Source organism: Stagnimonas aquatica (assembly GCF_003730135.1).
GTDB lineage: Bacteria > Pseudomonadota > Gammaproteobacteria > Nevskiales > Nevskiaceae > Stagnimonas > Stagnimonas aquatica.
On record NZ_RJVO01000005.1, the window covers coordinates 197,331 to 221,092 of the forward strand.

Genomic DNA, 23,762 nt, shown 5'->3' on the forward strand with positions numbered 1-23,762 from the left:
TCAGATCCGGGCGGGCACCGGCGGTTGGCCTAGCACCTGCCGATAAACGTCCAGCGTCGCGTCGGCGATGCGCTGTTGCGTGAAACTTAGAGCCCGCTCCTTCCCTCGCCGGCGCATTTCATTGCGGAAGTCATCGTCGCGCAAACGCTCAATCGCAAGTGCCAAGGCTGCGGCGTCACCCTCGGCCACCACCAAGCCCGCATCGCCAATCACAGAGGGAATTTCGCCGGAATTGCTACCAATCACTGCCGCCCCGGAAGCCATGGCCTCTATCAAGACCCTGCCAAATTGCTCCTTCCAATTGGAGCGAGTCAACGAGGGCAGTACCAGCACATCGACAGACTGAAAAAAGGCAGTCATTTGCGTCGATGGGAGCCCACCCAAAAAAGTTACCCTATCGGCCAAACCCAAGTGCGCTGTCAAGCGTTCCAGCGCTTCGCGTTCCGGGCCAGTGCCGACCAGAAGCAGCCGAACATCAAGCACCCGCGCCAAAGCCTGCAGTAGTACATCCAGGCCTTTCTCTGAAACTAGACGCCCGGCGTAGGCAATCGTGTACCCACCCGATCGACTGGTCACCGGAAACTCAGAAATTGCAGGCATATCAACACCGAACTGCGGGATCACAGGAGTTGGCCCCGCGAAGCCCTTACTTCGCAAAACCTCCACAGCCTCCTGGTTCCCACAGACAATGGCGTCGGCCGCGCGGTACACATAGCGCTCCATCCAGGAAAAAGGTGGCGGATAGGTCTTGCGAATGTTCTGCCAAGTGAACGAAATCGCCCTCGCTCCCATTCTCCGTGCGACCCGCAATGCCTGCGTGGTTACTAGGCTATAGGGCTCTTCATCGATATGAACTAGATCTGGGCGCAGCGACTGAAGCAGCGCCCCGAGACCACGGTAATAATGAAAGTGATTGTGCCCATTCAGAACAACACGCAAGGTCCGATGCTGAAAATTGCGCGGTCTTGCGATTGCTTCTGGCACGTATCCCGGCCAGCGATCCGGAGTAATCAAAGTCATGTTCATCGACTGCCCCAGCAGTTCAGCCTTGCTGTGGGTCGCTGCTACGGTCATGGCTTTAGAGATCAGTACGACGCGCATGAAATGCCATGAATCCGATTATCAACATTAGAAGTTCGCCGATTCCGTGAATGAAGGGCCATCCGAACAGTGAGTTTGCAACTGCCGTCCAAAACGACCAAGCCAGGATGGGTGATAGCTTGCTGTCAGAACCGGAGCTCCAGAAAATTCCCAAAATCACCATGATAAAAAAGGCCACCAACCCCAAGAAACCTTGCTCACAGGCGAAGTGGATAACGGCGTTGTGCGGCATACCCAATGCGGAGTCGAGCCGAGAATCGTAATGCCCTAGCACTTCCGGGTAGTTTCCGATACCAACACCAAACCAAGGGTGGGCGTAGAACATTTGAATCCCCGCAGAACCCAATCCCAAACGCTCGACCGCAGAAAAATCGTTCTCCAGAACACTCCCGCCAACCGTCAGCAACTCCACCAGTTCATAGACCTTGGCGTTCAGAGACAACGTGCAGAATAGAAAAAAAGACAACGCGAACAACAGGCGCCGCGACAGCACTAAAGCGCCATCGCGCAAGAACCACGCGCAGATTCCACCAACAATGATCGCCGCCATTGCCGACCGTGAAAAGGCGGACATCAAGCCCAGCACCAGTAGTCCCCGTATCGGCCACACAAGACGCTTCCAACCCAAGTGGGGCGTCTTGATGGCGAAGGTGAGCGGCAACATGATCGCCAAATAAGCCGCCGTTCCGTTCGGCTGGTCAAAGAACAATTGCCCACGCCGAAACGCGCTGCCCATGATCGGCTCGGCATTGGCACCTGGCACAACCCCCGCCGACTGCAGAAAGACCAGCAAGCCAAACGCAGCACCCCAGGCAGTGACCCAGAGAAGCAGGCGTTCGAAATCGACATGCGCGGCTAACACGTAGGCCACCAGCATGAACAGATACTGATAGTTGAGGACTAGGAACTTCGGCAACGAAGGAGTCGCTCCTGAAAGCCCCCCACCAATTAAGGAAAACGAGGCACTGACTACCAGCGCCAGATAGCAGGTCATCAGGCCTCGAGCGACTGGGACATCATGGCGGACCAGCATAAACAGCGTCACGCCGATACTCGATAGTCCACAGACCAGCATGGCCGGTATGGCTCGAGTTCCACCTAGGTTCAAGGCCGGAGACGCGGCAAAAGCCATCACCAAGGCGAGCAGCATAGTGATGAAGTAACTGACGTGAGGCTCTACCCGAAACAAGGTCTTTCCGGGATCACCAGCCATCTCCGATTCACCCTTCGTCGCAGTCAACACCAGCGGACCGACTCCCTGATCACCACGACCTCAGTCTCAGACATTTTGGCTGGTGCAACCCAAGCCAATCCATAACAGCTTTTAGCGAGCGGTCTTCTCGAAATCACCCCAACTGCGCTCAACAAACTGCGCGAATACTTCACTAAATTTCTGTATAGAGAAGCGCTCTGCGTTGCTGCGACAATCCTCGGCCCGGATTTCGGGGAGAACCTGCTCGAAACGTTGCACGGCAGCAACAATAGAATCCACCGTCTGCTCGCTGAAGAAGACTCCAGTCATGCGATCCCGCTTCGGTGCGTCGGTAAAAATTCCGCGTACGGTTTCCAGCGCGCCACCCTTGCCATAGGCGATCACGGGGGTACCACAGGCCTGTGCTTCCACCGGAGTGATACCGAAGTCTTCCTCGGCAGCGAACATGAATGCCTTGGCGTTGCGTAGATGCATGTACAAGACCTCATATGGCACATGTCCCAACAACTCCACATTCGCGCCCGCCTTGGAGCGAATCTTGGAAAATTCCGGACCATCGCCGATCACCACCAATTTGTGATCGGGCATATTTGCGAATGCCTCGACAATCAAATCGATGCGCTTATAAGGCACCATTCTGGAGGCCGTTACATAGTAATTTTGCTTGACGGCCTGGCATTGGAAGCTAGTCATGTCGACTGGCGGATGGATAACTTCAGCCTCACGTCGATAAACTTTCCAGATGCGTCGACGAACAAACTCGGAATTGCAGGCGAAGTGATCAACTCCGTTGGCAGTACGCACGTCCCACAGACGGATACGATGCAAAAACCAACGGGCCAACCAATTCAAAAAACCACTTTCCAGCCCGGATTCCCTTAGATACTGATGTTGCAAATCCCACGCATAACGAATGGGACTATGGCAGTAGCAAATATGCAGTTGATCCGGCCCAGTAATGACCCCCTTGGCGACAGCGCTGCTGCTGGAGATAACCAACTGATAATCGGACAAATCAAACTGCTCCACCGCCAAAGGCATGAGCGGCAGAAAGGAACGATAGCGTTTCCTAGTAAACGCCCAGCGATCAACGAAAGAGGTCTTCGGATTTTTATGAAGAATATGCTGTCGGTTGTCACCTTCCAGCAGATCAACGAGAGTAAACAAATCTGCCTGTGGAAAGAGCAGCAGTATTTGCTCTAAAACTCGTTCTGCACCGCCGTACAGCGGTAGCCAATCGTGGACTACCGCCACTTTCAATTTTTTCAACGACATTAAATCCCCTGCCCCTGCAGATTCTAGCCTTGAGAAGGATGTGACGTAACACACGTCACAGACCCAGCGTCATGGCCCTTTCAGCGCCAACGCCCCGCCCCAACCCCATAAATCAGGGTAGCAGATACGCCAACTTGTGACGTGCGTCGCCATTAAATTTTGCGAACGGACGCGGGGCCGCTTTGGAGCGGCTGTTCTAAAACGGCAGGAAGCTCGGCTCGCGGGTGAAATGCAGGTAACCGACGTTGGCGCCGGCACGCAGGCCGACCCCTGTGCGAATCGGCGCCAGAACCACCTCGTTGCTGCGCAGGTAGTTCAGCCCGAAACCGGCCACCACGTAGATGCTGCCCTCGACACCCGGGAAGCGTTGGAACAGCTGCTCGGTGCGATTGAGGTTGTAGACCAGGGTGAACACCTTGGAGGCGTTGCCGCCGAAGTCCCAGCCGACGCTGGGACCCTGCCAGAACACCGGACCACGACCGCCGCCCTTGTAAGCCAGATAGCCCTGTCCATAGCGCAGGCCAACACCGATGGCGCCGGCCCCTTCCTCGCCCTGGATGTAGGCCACCGGTGCGCCGTACTCGGAAAACACCCGCTCCACCGCCTTGGCTAAGCCTTCAGAGGTGCCGCCGAAGAAAGTCTTGGCCGCATCCAGCACCTCGTCTTGGGTGTAGGTGCGGGTTTCGGTCGGAGCCTCCGGCACGCGGTTGCTGGCCCGGTCGGAGACTGTCTGCGGCTGGCGGCCATCGTCAGTGCCACGCACATTGGTACAGGCGGACAACAGGCTCAGGGCAGCGATTGCGAAATGGCGAGCGCGCATGGCGAATCCAAGGTGGGGAGTTGTACGCCATTGTAGCGACGGCAAACCGACAGCAATCTGAACGCCGGCACGACTTCAGACCGGCTCCAGCGCCGAGACCTTCTCCTTGCCGGTGATGTCGAAACGCAAACCACTGTCGGCGAGCCTCACGGTGACGCTGCCGCCGTGCTGCAGCTTGCCGAATAGCAGTTCCTCGGCAAGCGGCCGCTTGATCTGGTCCTGGATCACCCGCGCCATCGGCCGGGCACCCATCTTGGGGTCGTAGCCGCGCTCGGCGAGCCAGAGCTTGGCCGCCTCGTCCACTTCCAGCACCACGCCCTTGGAACCCAGCTGCGCCTCGAGCTGGATCAGGAACTTCTCGACCACCCGCAGAATCTGCGCCTGGCCCAGCGCGGCAAACGGGATCACCGCGTCCAGACGGTTGCGGAACTCCGGCGTGAAGCCCTTCTTGATCGCCTCCAGCGCATCCGGGGCGTGGTTCTGCTCGACGAAGCCAATGCTGTTTCGGGCGGCGTCGAAGGCACCCATGTTGGTGGTCATCACCAGGATCACGTTGCGGAAATCGACATGCCGGCCGTTGTTGTCGGTGAGCGTGCCGTGATCCATCACCTGCAGCAGCAGGTTGAAGACATCCGGGTGGGCCTTCTCGATCTCGTCGAGCAGCACCACGCTGTGCGGCTGCTTGAGCACGGCGTCGGTCAGCAAGCCGCCCTGGTCAAAGCCGACATAGCCCGGCGGCGCACCGATCAGGCGACTCACCGTGTGGCGCTCCATGTATTCGCTCATGTCGAAACGCACCAGCTCGATGCCCAGCAACTGCGCCAGCTGCTTGGTCACCTCGGTCTTGCCGACGCCGGTGGGACCGGCGAGCAAGAAGGCGCCGATCGGCTTGTCGGCATTGCCCAGGCCGGAACGTGCCAGCTTGATCGAGCTGGCGAGCTGCTCGATGGCGTGGTCCTGGCCAAAGATGGTCAGCTTGAGATCGCGCTCCAGGGTGGCCAGCTTGTCACGGTCGTTGGTCGACACCGCCTTGGGCGGAATGCGGGCGATCTTCGCCACAGTCTCCTCGATGTCGCGCACCTGTACGGTCTTGCGGCGCTTGCTTTCCGGCAGTAGGCGTAGGCGGGCGGCAGCCTCGTCGATGACGTCGATGGCCTTGTCCGGCAGCTGCCGGTCGGTGATGTGACGCACCGCCAGCTCCACCGCCGAGCGGATCGCGCCGCTGGTGAACTGGATGGCATGGTGCTCCTCGAAGCGGGTCTTGAGGCCTTCGAGGATCTTCACGGTGTCTTCCACCGAGGGCTCGCCGACGTCGATCTTCTGGAAGCGCCGCGCCAGCGCACGGTCCTTCTCGAACACGCCACGGTATTCCTGGTAGGTGGTGCTACCGATGCACTTCAGCTCGCCGGAGGCCAGCATCGGCTTCAGCAGATTGCTGGCGTCCATCACCCCACCGGAGGCCGAACCGGCGCCGATGATCATGTGGATCTCGTCGATGAACACCACCGCACCCGGGGTCTTCACCAGTTCGTTGACCACCGCCTTGAAGCGCTTCTCGAAGTCGCCGCGGTACTTGGTGCCGGCGATCAGGGCACCGAGATCGAGCGAATAGATCACCGAGCCGCGCAGCAGATCCGGCACCCGACCTTCGGTGATCAGCCAGGCCAGGCCTTCGGCGATGGCGGTCTTGCCGACACCGGCCTCGCCGACCAGCAGGGGATTGTTCTTGCGGCGGCGGCAGAGCGTCTGCATCACCCGCTCGATTTCCAGATCGCGGCCGATCAGCGGGTCGATCTTGCCCTGCAGGGCGCGCTCGTTGAGGTTGACCGCGTACTGCGACAAGGCCGACTGCTTGCTGTCCTCGCGGCTACCATCCTCACCCTCGCCGTCGGAGGACGACTCCTGCGGTGCCGGGCTGGAGCCATCGGCCTTCTTGGCGATGCCGTGGCTGATGTAATTGACGACGTCGAGCCGGGTCACACCCTGCTCGCCGAGCAGGTAGACCGCGTGGGTGTCCTTCTCGGCGAAGATCGCCACCAGCACATTGAGCGTGGTGACCTGTTTCTTGCCCGAGGCCTGGACGTTGTAGATCGCCCGCTGCAGCACCCGCTGGAAGGAGAGCGTCGGCTGGGTGTCGATGGAACCCGCCTGCTCCTTGTTGGCGTGCAGGTTCTGGGCGAGATAGTCCTTGAGCGCCTGCTCCAGCTTGTCGAGATCGCCACCGGACGCCGTCAGCACCTCGGAGACATTGGCGTCGGAAAGCAGTGCCAGCAGCAGGTGCTCGACGGTGAGCAGTTCATGGCCTTCCATCCGGGCCTGGACAAAGGCCGCGTCCAAGGCTTTTTGCAGTTCTTCGCTGAGCATGGTCAGACCTTCTCCAGAACGGTGAGCAGCGGATGCTGGTTCTTGCGGGCATAGGCATTGGCCTGCGCCGCCTTGGTTTCGGCGATTTCCACCGGGTAGATCCCGGCGACGCCCTTGCCCTGCTGGTGCACGGTCAACATGATCTGGACCGCCTTTTCACGGGAATGGTTGAAAAATTGCTGCAAGACTTGCACCACAAATTCCATGGGGGTGAAGTCGTCGTTCATCATCACCACCCGGAACTGCGGCGGCGGCTGCAGCTTGGGCTTGGCCGGCGCCACGGCCAGGCCGCTACCCCGGCCCTCCTCGTGGTCATGGTCCTGGGACTGCGGATTCTTAGGCGGGCTCATGGCCTCAATATAGCGTCCGTCGAGCCGCACTCAAGGGTCGACAATCACACGGCCAACATCGGCGCGCCGCAACGCTCCGGGGCAGCCACCCGCCAACCACAGGGAAACGCTGGACGGGTGCTAAACCAAGTGGAGAAAAGGCCCGCCGGGACTGCGCTACAACCGGCGCCGGATCGGCGCTATTTGTGGGTGAAGGTGAAAGCGCCGTCCCAGTCCGGCCCCGGCGGGTTGTCGCGCAGGAACAGGATGCGCTCCAGGAACAGTTCATAGATGCGGTGTGCCCGCCCCCCCTGGCTCAGGTTGAAGAACTCGGCCTCGGCCTGGTCCCAGAGCTGGGCGCGGTAGAGCTTCATCGCCCCACGATGGCGGGCCAGATCGTTGCGCAGCCCCGGGTCCAGCTGGTCCTTCGGCCCCAGCGGCTCGTAGATAGCGACTGGCTCGTTCTTGCCCTTCACCCGTACCGAATCCAGCTCGCGGTAGGCCCAGTCCTGCGGCCCGGCGTTGCGGGTGGCCTCGCTGACGATCATGTAGACCCCGTACTCCTTGGTCAGCCCTTCCAGGCGCGAACCCAGGTTCACCGCATCGCCCATCACCGTGTAGGCGCGGCGGAACTCCGAGCCCATGTTGCCGACCACCATCTCGCCGGTGTTGAGGCCAACGCCGATGTAGAGCTTGGGCCAGCCCTTCTTCTCGAACTCGGCATCGAGACCGCGCACCGCCTGGGTCATCTCCAGGCCGGCTTTCAGCGCGTTGCTGGCATGGTTCGCGTCCTTCAGCGGCGCGCCCCAGAAGGCCATGATGGCGTCGCCCATGTACTTGTCGATGGTGCCGCGGTGCTGCTGGATGACCTTGGTCAGCGGGGTCAGGAACCGGTTCATCAGATCGGTCAGCTCCTTGGAGTCCAGCTTCTCGGAAATGGTGGTGAAGCCACGCACGTCGGAGAACAGCACCGTCATCTGCCGTTTCTCGCCCTCCATGCTTACCGCCTGCGGGTTGGCGGCCATCTCCTCCACCAGTTCTGGCGGGATGTATTCGCCGAACAGCTTGGAAATCTCGCGCTTGCCGCGCGACTCGATGAAGTAACCGTAAAAGCTCAGCAGCAGGAACAACACCAGCGCGAACAGCACCGGCGTACCCAGCGGAATGATGAAGTTGGCGCCGCTCCAGAGCCCGAAGGCCAGCGCGATCAGGCCGGCGATCAGCCCCAGGGTCAGCGCGCCATTGGCCAGCGGCGACAGGCGGGTGGCGCCGAGCGCCAGAGCCAGGGCGATCAGCAGCAGCAGTACCGCATGGATGCCGTCGTAGTAGGGCGCCTTGTGCTTGACCCGGCCGTCGAGCATGCCCGACACCAGATTGGCGTGGACTTCCACGCCGGGATCGGCCTGCCCCACCGGCGTCACCCGCAAGTCCTTGAGGCCGGCGGCGGTGGTGCCCACCAGGGCAACCTTGCCGCGCAGACGCGCAGCATCGGCGGTGCCGTGGATCACCTCGGTGGCGGAGATGTAGTCGAAACTGGGGCTGCGGCCACGGTAGGGCACGTAGGCCGTCACCCGCTCGTCGACCGGTACCCGCACCGCACCGATCCGCAGCGCTTCCAGATTGGCGGCGCTGCGCGCCTCCGGCGGGTCGAACTCGAACTGTACCGGCGGCGCGCCCAGCGCCTGGCGGGTCAGCTCCAGCGCCAGCGCCGGGTACAGGGCCCCGTGATAGCGCTGCACCAGGCTGATGCGGCGGAACACGCCGTCCACCTCCAGCGACTGCGAGTTGTCGAAAAAGCCGGCGCTGACGGCGTTGTCCTGCAGCACCGGCAGATTGCCGGTGTAGCCGGTCTGCTCGACAAAGGGGATGTCGAGCAGCTTGACGGTGTTGGCATCGACCACCGCCGGGCCGAGGCGACCGACACCGGCGGTGGGATCGGCCTCCCCGGCCTGCTTGAACACCATGCCCAGAACCACCGCCTTGCCCTTCAGCGCCGCGCCGAACTGACCGTCGTAGTCGAGGCTGGGCGCCAATCCGACGACGCGCTCGGCAAAGCCCGGCAGGTCGGCCAGTTCCTGCCGGGCCAGCCGGTTCAGCAGATCCTGTCCACCTCGGGTGTCCGGCTCGGCGAAGACAATATCGAAACCCAGGGCGCGCACCTGGTAACGGTCGAAGGCCTGGCTGACCAGACGGGCAAACTTGTCGCGGGTCCAGGACTGCCACTGCCCCTCGGCCGCCAGGCTCTTCTCGTCGATGTCGATCACCACCACCTGCTGATCGACGGTGTTGGGCATGGTCAGCACCACGCGGGCGTCGTAGGTGGCCCGTTCCAGGGCATCGACCAGGCCCAGCGGCAGCAGACGCGCGACATGGGCGAGGAACAGCAGGAACAGTCCTGCGGCGAGACCGAGACGGATCAGCGTGCGCGTGCTCATGACAACTCCCGGTCTTTACGTTCTTGGCAGGCTGGAGCCGGCCCTGTAATGCCGGGACGGTAGCGCAGCCTGCGCGGCGCCGGCAACGCCGTCTTTACAAAGCCGGGTCGGCAACGTGTCCCAGTGCAAGGGCCGCGCGTTATGATCGGCCGATGACTGCAACTTCCCTGCCCAAGCTGCCGCCCGCCCTGGCCAACGTCCTGGCGAGGGCCCGGCTGCTCTACCAACGCCACGGCCAACGCCTGCCGCCGCTGGCGGTGCTGCTGCTGAGCCTGCTGATCGCCTGGCAGCTGGCCAGTCTGGTCTGGCTGGCGGTGCCGACGCCCGAGGCGGCGCGCTGGAAGCCGGCTCCCGCCTATGTCGATCCCACGCCACCCAAGCCGGCGGTCAACAACGACGGCCTAGCCAGCAGCCACTTGTTCGGCGAATACCGGGCCGGTGCGGTGTCCGACGCCGCCTCGCTGGCCAACGCCCCGGATACCCAGCTCAACTTCACCCTGCTCGGCATCCTGGCCGGCAGCAGCGATGCCGAATCGCTGGCCCTGATCTCCCGCGAAGGCGGCGACGAAGCCCCGTTCCGCATCGGCGACGACGTCTCGCCCGGCGTCAACTTGCAGGCGATCTTCCCGGACCGGGTGATCCTGTCCCGCAATGGCCGTCTGGAAACGCTGCGCCTGGACAAGGACGCGCCCAGCAATGCGCCCCTGCTCAATGCCGTCGCCCAGGGCGACAGCCAGGAAGGCACGCCCGCCGCTGCGGAGATGCTCTCGCAGATCCGCCAGCAGGTGATGACCGACCCCAGCAAGGCCGCCAGCTTCATCCGCGTGCAGCCGATCGCCGGGGAAAGCGGCGTGCGCGGCTATCGCGTCTACCCCGGCCCCGAACGCGGCGCCTTCAATGCCGCCGGCCTCAAGCCCGGCGACGTGGTCACCGCCATCAACGGCACGCCGCTGAACGATCCGGGGCAGGCACTACAATTGCTGCAAAGCCTTTCCACCGCCTCTTCACTGAATCTGGCGGTGGAGCGCAACGGCGCCACCCAGAGCGTCAATCTGTCCGTAAACCCCTGACGCTCGCCCCGCCTACTCCGCAGGTCCTTACATGCGCCTTTTACCGCTCGCCCTCGCCGCCGCCCTGTTCGCCGGCAGTGCCTACGCCGACGTCACCCTCAACCTCAAGGACGCCGAGATCAACACCCTGATCTCCACCGTCAGCGAGGTCACCGGCAAGAACTTCATCGTCGACCCGCGGGTGAAGGGCAAGGTGACGGTGATCTCCGCCACGCCGATGGACAAGAAGGCGGTCTACGAGACCTTCCTCGCGGTCTTGCAGGTGCAGGGCTTCGCCGCCGTGCCGGCCGGCAACGCGGTGAAGATCATCCCGGAAACCAATGCCCGCTCCGACGCCGGCATCGCCAACCGCAGCGGCGCCGGCATGCCGCTCGACGACGTGGTCACCCACGTCTTCGCGCTGCAGAACGTCTCGGCCGCGCAGCTGGTGCCGATCCTGCGCCCGCTGGTGCCGCAGTGGGGCCACCTGGCGGCCTACCCCGGCAACAACATGCTGGTGATCAGCGACCGCGCCGGCAATGTCGCGCGCCTCGCCGACATTATCAACAAGCTCGATAACGGTGGTGACCGCGACATCGAGAGCGTACCGCTGGAGAACGCGGCGGCGGCCGAGGTGGTGCGCATCCTCACCACCATGATCCAGCAGAACAAGCAGGCCGATCCCACCGCCAGCGCCGCTGCGGTGATCGCCGACGAGCGCTCCAATGCCGTGCTGGTGGGCGGTGACAAAACCGAGCGCGCCCGCATCATCAGCATCATCCAGCGCCTGGACTCGCCGTTGAAGGACAACGACGGCGCCACCCAGGTGGTCTACCTGCGCTACGCCTCGGCGGAAAACCTGGCGCCGATCCTCGAAGGCTATGCCCAGCAGGCCAACAGCAGTGCCAGCGGCAGCAGCGCGCCGGCGACGCCGGCCTCGTCCGCCAGCTCCGGCAGCGGCGGCTTCGAGAAGACCCGCGTGCTGGCCGACAAGGACACCAACGCCCTGGTCATCACCGCGCCGCCGAAGACCATGCGGCAGATCCGCAATGTGATCGCCCAGCTCGACATCCAGCGCCCGCAGGTGCTGGTGCAGGCGATCATCGCCGAGGTGTCGGTGACCCGCTCCAGCCAGCTGGGCCTGGATTTCGCGGTCTACAACCCGAATGGCGGCGCCGCCGCCAGCATCCTCGACTCCTCCACCCTCTCGGCGCTCACTAGCGTCGCCACCACCGGCAATCCGCTGGCCGGCCTGGGTGCGCTCGGCCAGGGCATCAACATCGGTGGTGCGGTGATCCAGAACGAGGGCCGCAGCGGCACCAGCTTCGCGGTGCTACTGAAGGCGCTGCGCTCCGACGGCGACACCAATGTGCTGTCGACACCGACCCTGACCTCGCTGGACAACGAGGAGTCGGAAGTGTCGGTGGGCCAGGAAGTGCCTTTCCTGTCCGGCTCCTACAGCAACAGCAACACCACCACCAGCGGCACGGTGAATCCCTTCCAGACCATCGAGCGCAAGGACGTGGGCCTCAAGCTCGGCGTCACGCCCCAGATCAACGAGGGCAATTCGGTCAAGCTGAAGATCAAGCTGGAGTCTTCCAGCGTCGCCAGCGGCGGCGCCGGCACCGCCAACCTGGTCACCAACAAACGCACCATCACCAACACCGTCAACGTCGATAGCGGCCAGGTGCTGGTGCTCGGCGGCCTCACCGACGACAACCTCAATGACGGCGTGTCCGGCGTGCCGCTGCTGTCGAGCATCCCGGTGCTGGGCAACCTGTTCAAGTCGCGCAGCGTCTCCAAGGTCAAGCGCAACCTGATGGTGTTCATCCACCCGACCATCCTGCGCAGCAAGGAAGAGGGCGACTTCTACACCCAACGCAAGTACGACTCGGTACGCGATATCCAGGTGCGGGCCGCCGAGAAGAGCAAGGTGCCGCTGATCGGCGGCTCGCGCATCGTCATGCCCGAGCTGGAAGCCTATATCCGCGACAACACCGCGCCACCCTCGGCAACCCCGCCGGCCGCGCTACGGGCCGACAGCCCCAGCGTCGATCCAGCGTCGACGCCGGCCCCCAGCAGCCCGTCCGCGAGCAGCAGTCCGGCACCGACTCCGATCCCGCCGCCGGCCGCCGCCGCGCCGACGCCGGCTCCGGCTCCGGCCGCGACGGTGGACCGCAGCAAGCTGGCACCCAATGTGCTGGTGATCCCGGCGGAACGTCCCTCCACCGCCGCGCCCGCTGGCTCGCGCTGACCCGCTGCTCACCATGTCCACGGAAGTTTCGGGCGACGCCCTCCGCCGCCCTCCCTTCGCCTTCGCCAAGCGCCACGGCCTGATCGTCGGCGAGGCCGCCGGCGAGCACGTCACCGTGTTCGCGCGGCCTGGCGTGAGCGTGGCCTCGCTGGCCGAGGCGCGCCGCTTCCTGCGCCGGCCGGTGAAGCTAGCCACGGTCTCGGCGGAAGAATTCGACAAGCTGCTGCAGAAGACCTACGAGGGCGTTACTGGCGCCACCGCGGCGCTAGCGACCGGCCTCAAGGAAGAAAACGTCGAGGCCGACGACCTTTCGGCGGCGCTGGCCGAAGCGCAGGACCTGCTGGAGTCGGACGACGACGCACCGATCATCAAGTTCATCAACGGTCTGCTGGTGGAAGCGATCAAGGAGAACGCCTCCGACATCCACGTCGAGACCTACGAGCGCGGTATCACCGTGCGCTTCCGGGTGGACGGCGTGCTGCGCGAGGTGATCAGCGCGCCAAAACAGTTGGCGCCGAAGATCGTCAGCCGCATCAAGATCATGGCGCGCCTGGACATCGCCGAGAAGCGCCTGCCGCAGGACGGCCGCATCAGCCGCGCCTTCGGCGGCCGCAAGGTCGATGTACGCGTTTCGACCATCCCCACCGGCACCATCTATGAGCGGGTGGTGATGCGTATCCTCGACAAGCAGTCGGAGCGCATCGACCTGGAACTGCTGGGTCTGGACGAGCAGCAGATCACCATCCTCAAACGCATCATCTTCCGCCCGCACGGCATCCTGCTGGTGACCGGCCCGACCGGCTCCGGCAAGTCGACCACGCTGTACTCGGCGCTCAGCGTGCTCAACGACAAGAGCCGCAACATCATGACCGTCGAGGACCCGATCGAGTACTACATCGACGGCGTCGGCCAGACCCAGGTCAACGCCAAGGTGGAGATGACCTTCGCGCGCGGCCTGCGCGCGATCCTGCGTCAGGACCCGGACGTGGTGATGGTCGGCGAAATCCGTGATCTGGAAACCGCGCAGATCGCGGTGCAGGCCTCGCAGACCGGTCACCTGGTGCTGTCCACCCTGCACACCAATACCGCCGTCGGCGCGATCACCCGCCTGCGCGACATGGGCATGGAGCCCTACCAGCTCAGCTCCTCGCTGGTCGGACTGATGGCGCAGCGGCTGGTGCGCACGCTATGCCCCCAGTGCAAGACACCCTACGAGGCCAGCCGCGCCGAGAAGGAACAGCTCGGCGTCGCCAACGTCGAGCTACCGCTGACGCTCTACCAGGGCCAGGGCTGCGGGCACTGCCGCCACACCGGCTATGCCGGCCGCAGCGGCATCCACGAGCTGATCGAGGTCGACAAGAAGCTCGAGGAAATGATCCACGACGGTGCTTCCGAGCAGCAGTTGGAAGCCTATGCCCGCAGCCGAGGCCCGGGCATCCTGCAGTCCGGCCGCCGGAAGGTGTTGGCCGGCCAGACCACGCTGCGCGAAGTGCTGCGCGTCACCATCGAAGACTGACGAGCGCCTGCATGGCCGCCTTTGAATACAGCGCGCTAAACGCCCGTGGCAAGCAGGAAAAAGGCCTGATCGAGGCCGAAACCGCGCGCCAGGCGCGCGCCCTGCTGCGCGAGCGCGGGCTGACGCCGATGGAGCTGAAGGAGGTCGCCGAGCAGCGCGGCAAGACTGGCGGCGACGGCGGCGGCACGGTCAAGACCAGCGGCGGCTCGCTGTCGTCCACCGAGCTGTCGCTGTTCACCCGCCAGCTCGCCACCCTGTTCCGCTCCGGCCTGCCGCTGGACGAGGCGCTGACCGCCGTCGCCCAGCAGAGCGAGAGTGCCAAGGTGAAGCGCATCGTGCTCGGCATCCGCTCGCGGGTGATCGAGGGCGACAGCCTAGCCAGCGCGCTGGCCCAGTTTCCCTCGGCCTTCCCCACCCTGTTCCGCGCCACCGTCGAAGCCGGCGAGCAGGCCGGCAAGCTCGACCATGTGCTGGAGCGGCTGGCGGACTACGTCGAGCGCCGGCAGGCGATGCAGAGCAAGATCCTGCTCGCCACCTTCTACCCCGCCATCCTCACTCTGGTCGCCATCGGCGTGGTCTCGCTGCTGCTGACTTATGTGGTGCCCAAGGTGGTGGAAGTGTTCGACTCGATCGGCGCCGATCTGCCGGTGCTGACCAAGATGATGATCGCCACCTCCGGCTTCCTGCGGAACTACGGGGTCTTCCTGGTAATCGCCCTGGCGCTGGGTGGCTGGCTATTCGCGCGCGCGATGCGCGGCGATGCCTTCCGCCGCCGGGTGCATCAGCGCCAGCTCAAGCTGCCGCTGATCGGCCGGCTGACGCGCGGCGCCAACACCGGCCGCTTCACCCGCACCCTGGGCATCCTGTTCGGCGCCGGCGTGCCCATCCTCGACGCCATGCGCATCGGCACCCAGGTGGTCGGCAACCTGCCGATGCGCGACGCCATCGAGGAGGCCGCCAAGCGGGTGCGCGAGGGCGCCGGGCTGGCGCGCTCGCTGGAGGCCAGCAAGCTGTTCCCACCGATCACCGTGCACCTGATCGCCAGCGGCGAGGCCAGCGGCAAGCTCGACGAAATGCTCGACCGCGCCGCCGACAATCAGGAACGCGAGGTGGAAACCCTGATCGCGGCCCTGATGGGCATCTTCGAGCCGGTGCTGATCCTGGCCATGGGCGGCATCGTGCTGCTGATCGTGCTGGCCATCCTGCTGCCGATCTTCGACCTCAACACCCTGGTCAAGTAGTCGATCAGAACCGGCTCACACCGGCATCGGCTTGCGGTCGCTGTAGTTGAGAAAGCCGCGGATCACCCGGTACAGCCACCAGACGCCCAGCACCACGAAGCCGAAGGCGCCGATCAGCACGAAGGTCAGCACTCCGCAGATCACCGACCACAGCAGCCCCCACCAGAAGGTGCGGATCAGCCAACTGTAGTGGCTGCGCACGAAGGCGCTGCTGGTCTCGTTGATCTTGATGTGGCTGATGATCACCGCGATCACCGAGGTCAGGCCGTTGAACGGCGCCAGGGCGTGCAGGATGTAGGTGATCAACAACAGATTGCGCTCGGCCTCGGTACCGGCCTCGACGGTGACGGCGTTGCTGGTGCTATCCACGGTGTCTTCCCTCGGCGTGTTGGTCTGGTGGTTGTGGGCGAATTGAACTCCCGCAAGGACTGTCCCTGCTGACACGGCCGCCCTCAGGCAGCGTACTGACGCACAATAACCGCAAAGCCGGAACCGCGACCTACATCATGAAAGTAACCACATTGATCCTCGCCCCCCTCTTAGGCCTGAGCATCCTGCCCCTGATGGCCGCCGCAGATCCGGCGAGCTGTTTGGCGGAGCAGGCCGAGATCAGCCGCCTGCAAGCACGCGTCCTCGAACTGGAGAAGGCATTACGTGGCCCGGCTGCTCCCGAAGCCGCCAGTACTGCACCGACGGCGAGCCCCGGTTTGGCGCCGAAGCCGGCCAACAAGATCGTGGTGGTGGAGGAAGAACCCTACAGCCGCAGCGGTTGCCGACCCAGCCTGTTCCAGGACGTGCCCTATGCCAAGTGGATGGATCCCGAACTCTGGATGGAGCTGGAGAAAGGCATGAGCCCGGTGGCGGTCGAGAGCCTACTAGGGCCCGAGCACTACGACACCGCCGGTGGCGGCAATGTGAAATGGGAGTACGGCAAGTGCGGCCCCCGCGCCCGGGCGGAGTTGCTGTTTGAAAAAGGCCAGCTCAGCGACTGGCGCCTGCCGAGCAAGTAATCGAGGACAGCGCTCAGGCGGGCGGCAACAGCCCCAGGGCCATGCGCCACACCATGAAGCCCAGCAGGCTCAATGCCGCAGCGGCGCCAGCCAGTGCCAGCGGGTGATGGGCCAGCAGAGGTGCGAGCAGGCCGGCGGTCATGGCGTTGAACAGCAGCATGAAAAAGGCTTGCAGGCTGGATGCCGCACCCCGGTGATCGGGATAGCGGTCCAGCAGTAGCAACGCTAGGGTTGGAAAGGCGCAGGAGATTCCGATACCGACCAGCCCGATAGGCAATACCGTCCAAGGCAGCCCTGGCGCCAGCAGCAGCGCCACGCCGAGGTTGACGACCGTGCCCAGCGCCATCAACCGATAGGCCAAGCCCACGGTCTGAATCGGCGTGCGGCGCCCAGCCAGACGCCCCGACAGCAGGGCGCCCGTCATCATGCCGCCAATGGCCGGCACGAACAGCCAGGCGAACTGTCTCTCGTTGAGTTGCAGCACATCGAGGATCAAGGCCGGCGCACTCGCGATGTATAGGAACAGCGCGCCGAAATTGAACATGGTCGCCAGGATCAAACGACGGGTCAGCCGGTCGCGCAGCATCCGCCCGTAGAGGCGCGCCAGCGGCCGCGCCGCGAAGGGACTGCGCGCCTTGGCAGGATGGGTTTCCGGCAAGGCCAGCAGGCACCAGAGGGCCACCAGTACCGAGAACGCGGCGAGCAGGGCGAATAGGCTGCGCCAGCCACCGAGGCCCAGCAGCCATCCACCCACCACCGGCGCCAGCGCTGGCGCGACGCCGAAAATGAGTGTGATGTGCGACATCAGCCGCTGCGCGTCCGGACCGGCGAAGCGGTCACGGATGATGGCGCGGCCGACGATCAGGCCAGCGCCGGCGGCAACGCCCTGCAGGGCACGGAAGGCCAGCAGGCCGTGGAAGCTTGGTGCCAGCGCGCAACCGGCCGATGCCAGTGCGAACAGCAGGGTGAAGGCGATGATCGGCCGGCGCCGGCCGTAGGCGTCGGAAATCGGGCCGTGGAACAGCGACATGCCGGCGTAGGCGATCAGATAGACGCTGATGGTCTGCTGCATCGCCGCCGCACTGACCCCGAAATCGGCGCCCATGGCGCGGAAGGCCGGGAAGAAAGTGTCGATGGAAAACGGCCCCAGCATCGCCAGGGCAGCGAGCAGAGGGGCGAGCCGGCCAGCCGTCGCGGACCTCACGCCGTGACGGCGGGCTGGGCGGCGGCAAGCAGGCTGCGAATGCGCCCGCTGATGTCGTGCTCCACCTCGCGCGCCGCCACCGCGATGGCATTGGCAAAAGAGGTGGCGTCGGCACTGCCGTGCGACTTGATCACCAGGCCATTGAGACCCAGCAGGCTGGCACCGTTGTAGTTGCGGGGATCAATGCGCGCGGCCAGACGGTTCAACACCGGCTTGGCGACCAGCGCCGCCGCCATGGTGTAGCTGGAGCGGGTGAACTCCGCCTTCATGAAGTCGCGGATCATCTTCGCCGCGCCCTCGGCCGACTTCAGCGCGACATTGCCGACAAAGCCATCGGCAACCACCACATCGGCCTCGCCACGGAAGATCCCATCCCCCTCGACGTAGCCTGTGTAGTTGAGCCCGGAACCCTGCAACAGCTGGGCAGCGGCCTTGATGGTGTCATTGCCCTTGATCTCTTCCTCGCCGATGTTGAGCAGCGCCACCCGGGGCCGGGTGATGCCCTGCATGGCGGTGGCCAGAGCGGCGCCCATCACCGCGAATTGCAGGAGCTGTTCGGGCGAGCACTCGGCATTGGCGCCGAGATCCAGCATGTAGGGGCAACCCTGGGTGGCCGGCATCGGCGCGCAGATCGCCGGACGGTCGATGCCCGGCAGGGTCTTGAGCACGAAGCGCGCGGTCGCCATCAAGGCGCCGGTATTGCCGGCCGATACCGCCGCCTGCACCGCACCGGACTTGACCAGGTCGATGGCCACCCGCAGCGAGGAATCCTTCTTGTTGCGCAGCGCCTTGGACGGCGACTCGTCCATCGCCACCACCTCGCTGGCGTGCCGCAGATGCAGTCGCGCCGAAGACTTGCGGCCTAGCGCGGCACGCAACTGCGCTTCATCGCCAACCAGAGCGAGATGCAGGCGAGGATCAACGGCCAACGCCAAAAGAGCAGCGTCCACGGTGGTCTTCAGACCGTGGTCGCCGCTCATGGCGTCAATGCTGAGGTGTATCGACTCGGCCATCCGCTTGCGCTGGGGTGGGTCGAGGCGAAACCGGCCGCTTAGGCTTCGGCGGACTCGTCAGCGGCGGCCGCCTTGGCCGCCTTGTCGATCACCTTGCGACCACGGTAGTAGCCGTCGGCGGTGACGTGGTGACGCAGGTGCGTCTCGCCCGAGGTCGGGTCGATGGACAGCGCCGGCGCGGTGAGCGCGTCGTGGCTGCGGCGGTGACCGCGGCGGGCGCGGGATTTCTTGTCTTGCTGAACGGCCATGTGAAGCTCCGGGGAATCTGCAAATTCGGCGGTAACGCGGGCCCTGAAAGCCCTCCCTAGCGCGCCGGGAACTTGCCCTTGAGAGCGAGAAAAGGGTTCGGGCGCGTGTCGCCAGGTCGATCATTATCGCCTACTTCCGGGCGGCTTGTCTCCCCCGGCCTGGCCGCGCAGTCGGTATTGGCGCAGCGCGGGGCGATTGGCAGGGCCAGCAAGGCCTCATCCTCCAGGGTCTCGCGCAAGACCAGCTGACCGCCTTCCGCCAGCACCGGCTCGCAGCTTTCCAGCAAGCGCTCTTCCTCGGCTTCGCTGCCGACCAGGCAGAGATCGAAGCGCGCATCCAGGGTCCACGACATCGGCCGCAGACAACGCTGACAGAGCAGGCGGAACTCGCCGCCAAGCTCACCCTGCAAGCGTCCGAGCGCCTGGACGTCCGCGACAAAGCGCAGGGCAACCCGGAGCTGGCCATCGGCATCCACCAGCGCCGCAGCCAGGCGCGGCAGCTCGGCCAGCGGCAGACTGGCTTGCAGCGCCAGCTCCCGCGCCACCGCCTCGGCGACATCCAGCTTTAAGGGAATTCCCGCGTCTCGCATACACTTCGCACCTTTCTGCCCGGCCGACATTGTAGTGAGCTCCTCGACCCGACTGATTCTTGCCTCCGGCTCGCGCTACCGCGCCGAGTTGCTGGCGCGGCTGCGCCTCGACTTCGAACAAGCCAGCCCGGACGTGGACGAGACCGCCCTGCCCGGAGAATCCGGCCCGGAGCTGGCGCGGCGGCTGGCGGTAGCCAAGGCCGAGGCGATTGCCAGCCGGCACCCGGAGGCCTGGGTGATCGGCTCCGACCAGGTGGCCGTCTGCGAGGGCCGCCTGCTCGGCAAGCCGGGCAGCCGCGAGCAGGCCGGCGAGCAATTGCGCTTCCTGGCCGGCAAGACCACCGATTTCTTTACTGCGGTCGTGCTCCGGCGCCGGCAGCCCTCGGTGCAGCAGGCCGCGCTCGACCAGACCACCGTGCGGATGCGCCCGCTCAGCGAGGCCGAGATCGAGCGCTATCTCGATGCCGAACCCGCCTACGACTGCGCCGGCAGCGCCAAGATCGAAGGGCTCGGCATCAGCCTCTGCGCCGAAGTCCAGAGCCGCGATCCCACGGCGCTGATCGGCCTGCCCCTGATCGCCTGCGCGGAACTGCTGCGCGGCGCCGGATTGCGACTGCCATGACCTCCTCCTTGCACCCTCAAGCTACCCCTCCGGCCTCGCCAGACCACGGCGACGCGCACCCGTCCCACGGCGCGCCGCCACGGCACGACCACGGCCACGGCCACCACCATCGCCATCACCATCATCACGACCATCACCACCACGCCGCGCAGGCCTCGCACCGCCGCCTGCTGGGGGCTCTGCTGGTGACGGTGGCGGCGATGGTGGTCGGCGTGATCGGCGGCCTGATGTCCGGCTCGCTGGCCCTGATCGCCGACGCCGGCCACATGCTCGCCGATGCCGGATCGCTGGGCCTGGCCCTGCTCGCCGCCCGCCAGGCCCTGCGCGAAGCCGATGCCAACCACAGCTACGGCCACGTGCGCCTGCCGGTGCTGGCCGCCTTCATCAATGGCCTGCTGCTGCTCGCCGCCAGCGCCTGGATCACCTACGAGGCGGCGACCCGCATCTACCAGCCGCGCGCCATCGACGGCGGCACCATGACCCTGATCGCCGGCGTCGGCCTGGCCGCCAATCTGATCTCGCTGGCCCTGCTGCACGGCGGCGACACCGAGGACCTCAACCGCCGTGGCGCCGCCGCGCATGTGCTGTCCGATCTGCTCGGCTCGGTCGCGGCACTGATCGCCGGCCTGGTGATCCTGACCACCGGCTGGCAGCTGGTGGACCCGCTGCTGTCCTTCCTGGCTGCCGCGCTGGTGCTGCGCATCGGCCTGCGCATCACCCGCGAGGCGGCGCACATCCTGCTCGAAGGCACGCCGCGCGGCATGGATCTGCAGAAGATTTCCAATGCACTGCCGGACGAGGTCGCGGGTCTGGTCAGCGTCCACCATCTGCATGCCTGGTCGCTGTCGCAGACCAAAAAATTGATGACCCTGCACGCGGTCCCGGATGGCAGCGTCAGCTCCGCCGCCTTGATCGCCGCGATCCGCAGCGCGCTGGAGCGCCACGGCATCACCCACGTCACCATCCAGCTGGAGCCGGCGGCCGGCTGCGGCGACGCTGCCTGCGATCACCGCGACTAGGGAACCGTCCGCGCCGGCCTCAGCCGCGCAGCCAGTCCGGCAGCGAATGCACCGAGTCGATCACCGCCAGCGCCCCGGCGCGGCGGATGCGTCCGGCCTCGTGGACACCGCAGGCGACACCCAGCGCCGGCATGCCAATGGCGGCGGCCATCGCCGCGTCGTACTCGGTATCACCGATCATCAGCGCCCGTTCGGCCGGCACCTGCAGCTCGGCGAGGATTTCCCGCAGCATCAGCGGATCGGGCTTGCTGGCAGTCTCGTCGGCGGTCTTGGTAACCATGAACAACGGTCGCAACTCAGCATGATGGCGCAGCGACCGATTGAGTCCGGGGCGCGACTTGCCGGTGGCGACGCTCAGCCAGTAGCCATCGCCGTGCAGACGCTCCAGACAGCGCTGGGCACCGTCGAACAGCGGCGCCTCGTTGGCGCCGCCGCCGGCCGGACCCAGCCATTGCTGGCGATAGCCCTCCAGCAACCGCAGCACCTCGCCGGGCTCCGCCTCGGGATACAGGCGCGCCATGCCGTCGCTCAGACTCAGGCCGATCAGCTCGCGAATCTGCTGGTCCTGGCGCGGCGGCAACCCCAGCGCGGCAATCGCGCCCTGCATTGAGTCGACGATCAACTGGGCGGAGTCGGACAGAGTGCCGTCCCAATCGAAGATCAGCAGGTCGTAGGGTCGGTTCAAGACGAACTCCGTTCGAGCCATCCCTGGCGCGGCCGCAGTCGCTCGCGCACCCCCTGCCCGGCCATCCATGACCGGGCGTTCGCCGGGACGATCTGCCATTCAAGGCAGATCGTCTGATCCGGCTCACCCCAATCGAAGATCAGCAGATCATAAGGCCGCGACATCGGGCAGCAACCGGATTCAGAGCTTCTGCAGGAAGTTGCGCAGCTCGTCCGGCATCGGCGCGTTCAGCAGCAGCTTGGGGAACTCGGCGGTCGCCGGCAGCTGCAGGAAGTGCGAATGCAGGAACATGCGCTTCAGGCCGCGTTCGCGCAGCGGCAGGTTGTCGTCGCGCTGTCCGTACTTGGCGTCACCGGCCACCGGATGGCCCAGCGCCAGGGCGTGAACGCGGATCTGGTGGGTGCGGCCGCTGAAAATCTCCACCTCGCAGAGCGTGGTGTCGCGGTACTTGGCGCGCGGCGAGAAGCGGCTCTTGGACGGCTTGCCGTCCTCGTCGATCTGCACATGGTGCTGGTCGCCGAGGCGGGTCTTGACCAGGGCCGCGTCGACGTCGCGGTCCTCGCCCCGCCACTTGCCGATCAGCAGCGCGAAGTAGCGCTTGACGATGTCGCCGTCCTTGAATGCCCGCTGGGCGCGCAACAGCGCCGGCCGGGTCTTGGCCAGCAGCAGCACGCCGGAGGTGTCGCGGTCCAGGCGATGGCAAAGCTCCACGTATTCGTACTTGTCCCAGGCACGGATCGCTTCGATCACGCCGTACAGCTGGCCGGTACCGCCGTGGGCGGAGATGCCGTGCGGCTTGTTCAGCACCAGGTAGTTGGCGTCCTCGAAGATCACCGCCTCGCGCAGCTCGTTGAGCACCCGGTCCGGCGGCCGCACCGGCTCGCGCGGGTCGGCCATGCGGATCGGCGGAATGCGCACCTGCTCGCCGGCCGAGAGCCGGCGGTCGGCCTTCACCCGGCCACCGTCGACGCGCACCTGGCCGGAGCGCAGCAGGCGGTAGATGTGCGACTTCGGCACGCCCGGCAGCTGCTTGAGCAGGAAGTTATCCAACCGCTGACCGTCAGAGCTGGCGTCGATGCCGACATGGCGGACCTCCTGGCGCTCCGGCGGCGGCAGCGGCTCCTTGGGCGTGCGCAGCGAACCGTAGGCCGGGCGCAGGGCGTCGGACTTGGGCTTGGCCCGCCCGCGGGCAGCGGCGGCGGGCGCCGCGGCAGCGCGGCCGGCCGGCTTCGGCCGCCCCGGCGTCGACAACGCAGCACTGCGGGCCGGCTTGGCATTCCGGGCGGGCTTAGCACCATGGGCGGACTTGCCAGCGGCGGCTGGCTTGGCGGCGCGAGCGGGCTTGCTGCGGGGCGGCTTGCCGGCACCGGCTTCGAGCCGACCGGCACCGCGACGGGCCGCTGGAGCCGCTTTTTTGCCCGACGGCGCGGCTGAACGGGTCTGCGGTTTTTTTGAGCGGGGGGATTGTGGCACTATTACCCGCCGCACCGATTTCGGGCAGCGGCTCAATAAGAAGATTGGCTCGCAGCATAAGCGACGAAAGCCCTTAAGCCCAAAGCCAGCTTCAACATTCGATTTCACGCCCGCGCCGCTGTCTTTGCGCGGGGTTTCGCTTCACCCCAAAAAACGCCCGCACTCGCGGCGCGAAACCAGACCCAACGACGTGCACCCCGACTTCCCCACCCTGCTTGCCCTGTGCAGCCTGCTCGCCGCGTTCTGCGGCCTGAGCGTCGCTGCCGGGCGCGCGTCGGCGGGAACCCGAGGCCGTGCCGAG

At 65.3% G+C, this 23,762-nt stretch carries 21 protein-coding genes; 7 read left to right on the forward strand and 14 right to left on the reverse strand.

The window, feature by feature from the left end:
• The 7 genes from ED208_RS12145 to ED208_RS12175 all read right to left on the reverse strand — a co-directional run bounded on the left by ED208_RS12145 (position 1) and on the right by ED208_RS12175 (position 9,537).
• Positions 1-1,101 (reverse strand): glycosyltransferase family 4 protein, encoded by a 1,101-nt coding sequence (locus tag ED208_RS12145; protein ID WP_123212174.1) that lies wholly within the window; start codon positions 1,099-1,101, stop codon positions 1-3.
• Entirely contained in the window at positions 1,079-2,344 is a 1,266-nt protein-coding gene (locus ED208_RS12150) for an O-antigen ligase family protein (RefSeq protein WP_123212175.1), read from the reverse strand. Before ED208_RS12150 ends, ED208_RS12145 begins: the two co-directional genes overlap by 23 nt.
• Before the next feature lie 81 nt (positions 2,345-2,425).
• Positions 2,426-3,574 (reverse strand): glycosyltransferase family 4 protein, encoded by a 1,149-nt coding sequence (locus ED208_RS12155; RefSeq protein ID WP_366512236.1) that lies wholly within the window; start codon positions 3,572-3,574, stop codon positions 2,426-2,428.
• A gap of 211 nt (positions 3,575-3,785) precedes the next feature.
• Positions 3,786-4,409, reverse strand: coding sequence for a DUF1134 domain-containing protein (locus ED208_RS12160; protein WP_123212177.1), 624 nt, complete (start codon positions 4,407-4,409; stop codon positions 3,786-3,788).
• Positions 4,410-4,484: 75 nt separating this feature from the next.
• On the reverse strand, positions 4,485-6,773 hold the full coding sequence (gene clpA, locus ED208_RS12165; RefSeq protein WP_123212178.1) for an ATP-dependent Clp protease ATP-binding subunit ClpA: 2,289 nt from the start codon (positions 6,771-6,773) through the stop codon (positions 4,485-4,487).
• 2 nt (positions 6,774-6,775) lie between these two features.
• The gene (gene clpS / locus ED208_RS12170) at positions 6,776-7,123 is read right to left on the reverse strand and encodes an ATP-dependent Clp protease adapter ClpS (RefSeq protein WP_123212179.1); all 348 of its coding nucleotides are present in this window, start codon (positions 7,121-7,123) and stop codon (positions 6,776-6,778) included.
• A 179-nt stretch (positions 7,124-7,302) separates the two neighbouring features.
• A complete protein-coding gene (locus ED208_RS12175) occupies positions 7,303-9,537 on the reverse strand; it encodes a CHASE2 domain-containing protein (protein ID WP_123212180.1) in 2,235 nt (744 codons plus the stop codon).
• Positions 9,538-9,689: 152 nt separating this feature from the next.
• On the opposite strand from ED208_RS12175, the gene gspC reads away from it, so the two are divergent.
• Genes gspC through gspF form a run of 4 tightly spaced genes read left to right on the forward strand, consistent with a single transcriptional unit; the run spans position 9,690 to position 15,597 of the window.
• Positions 9,690-10,607, forward strand: a complete 918-nt coding sequence (gene gspC / locus ED208_RS12180; protein WP_123212181.1) for a type II secretion system protein GspC — start codon at positions 9,690-9,692, stop codon at positions 10,605-10,607.
• Positions 10,608-10,638: 31 nt separating this feature from the next.
• Positions 10,639-12,840 carry a type II secretion system secretin GspD gene (gene gspD, locus ED208_RS12185; RefSeq protein ID WP_123212182.1) on the forward strand — a complete coding sequence of 734 codons (2,202 nt, stop codon included), beginning with the start codon at positions 10,639-10,641 and terminating at the stop codon, positions 12,838-12,840.
• A gap of 13 nt (positions 12,841-12,853) precedes the next feature.
• Positions 12,854-14,356, forward strand: coding sequence for a type II secretion system ATPase GspE (gene gspE, locus ED208_RS12190; protein ID WP_123212183.1), 1,503 nt, complete (start codon positions 12,854-12,856; stop codon positions 14,354-14,356).
• An 11-nt stretch (positions 14,357-14,367) separates the two neighbouring features.
• A complete protein-coding gene (gspF, locus tag ED208_RS12195; RefSeq protein WP_123212184.1) occupies positions 14,368-15,597 on the forward strand; it encodes a type II secretion system inner membrane protein GspF in 1,230 nt (409 codons plus the stop codon).
• Between the two features lie 15 nt (positions 15,598-15,612).
• On the opposite strand, the gene ED208_RS12200 is transcribed toward gspF, so the two are convergent.
• Positions 15,613-15,966 (reverse strand): DUF4870 family protein, encoded by a 354-nt coding sequence (locus ED208_RS12200; RefSeq protein WP_123212185.1) that lies wholly within the window; start codon positions 15,964-15,966, stop codon positions 15,613-15,615.
• Positions 15,967-16,103: 137 nt separating this feature from the next.
• Here ED208_RS12200 and ED208_RS17135 point away from each other — a divergent pair, with 137 nt between their 5' ends.
• Positions 16,104-16,607 (forward strand): hypothetical protein, encoded by a 504-nt coding sequence (locus ED208_RS17135; protein ID WP_148044750.1) that lies wholly within the window; start codon positions 16,104-16,106, stop codon positions 16,605-16,607.
• 13 nt (positions 16,608-16,620) lie between these two features.
• On the opposite strand, the gene ED208_RS12210 is transcribed toward ED208_RS17135, so the two are convergent.
• From ED208_RS12210 to ED208_RS12225, 4 genes are read right to left on the reverse strand one after another with little or no spacing between them, the layout of a single operon-like run.
• A complete protein-coding gene (locus ED208_RS12210; RefSeq protein ID WP_148044751.1) occupies positions 16,621-17,811 on the reverse strand; it encodes a multidrug effflux MFS transporter in 1,191 nt (396 codons plus the stop codon).
• Entirely contained in the window at positions 17,808-18,824 is a 1,017-nt protein-coding gene (plsX, locus tag ED208_RS12215; protein WP_123212188.1) for a phosphate acyltransferase PlsX, read from the reverse strand. Before plsX ends, ED208_RS12210 begins: the two co-directional genes overlap by 4 nt.
• 38 nt (positions 18,825-18,862) lie before the next feature.
• Positions 18,863-19,072 (reverse strand): 50S ribosomal protein L32, encoded by a 210-nt coding sequence (rpmF, locus tag ED208_RS12220; protein WP_123212189.1) that lies wholly within the window; start codon positions 19,070-19,072, stop codon positions 18,863-18,865.
• Between the two features lie 56 nt (positions 19,073-19,128).
• Positions 19,129-19,662 carry a YceD family protein gene (locus ED208_RS12225; RefSeq protein ID WP_158608537.1) on the reverse strand — a complete coding sequence of 178 codons (534 nt, stop codon included), beginning with the start codon at positions 19,660-19,662 and terminating at the stop codon, positions 19,129-19,131.
• A gap of 34 nt (positions 19,663-19,696) precedes the next feature.
• Between ED208_RS12225 and ED208_RS12230 the strand changes: the two genes are divergently transcribed.
• Entirely contained in the window at positions 19,697-20,284 is a 588-nt protein-coding gene (locus ED208_RS12230; RefSeq protein ID WP_123212191.1) for a Maf family protein, read from the forward strand.
• Positions 20,281-21,303 (forward strand): cation diffusion facilitator family transporter, encoded by a 1,023-nt coding sequence (locus ED208_RS12235; RefSeq protein WP_123212192.1) that lies wholly within the window; start codon positions 20,281-20,283, stop codon positions 21,301-21,303. The genes ED208_RS12230 and ED208_RS12235 overlap by 4 nt, the downstream gene beginning before the upstream one ends.
• A 19-nt stretch (positions 21,304-21,322) precedes the next feature.
• Here ED208_RS12235 and ED208_RS12240 read toward each other — a convergent pair whose 3' ends face one another.
• Together ED208_RS12240 and ED208_RS12245 are read right to left on the reverse strand one after the other, a co-directional pair.
• On the reverse strand, positions 21,323-21,988 hold the full coding sequence (locus ED208_RS12240; RefSeq protein WP_233575058.1) for an HAD-IA family hydrolase: 666 nt from the start codon (positions 21,986-21,988) through the stop codon (positions 21,323-21,325).
• A gap of 180 nt (positions 21,989-22,168) precedes the next feature.
• Positions 22,169-23,239, reverse strand: coding sequence for an RluA family pseudouridine synthase (locus ED208_RS12245; protein ID WP_233575059.1), 1,071 nt, complete (start codon positions 23,237-23,239; stop codon positions 22,169-22,171).
• Positions 23,240-23,762 lie beyond the last annotated feature (523 nt).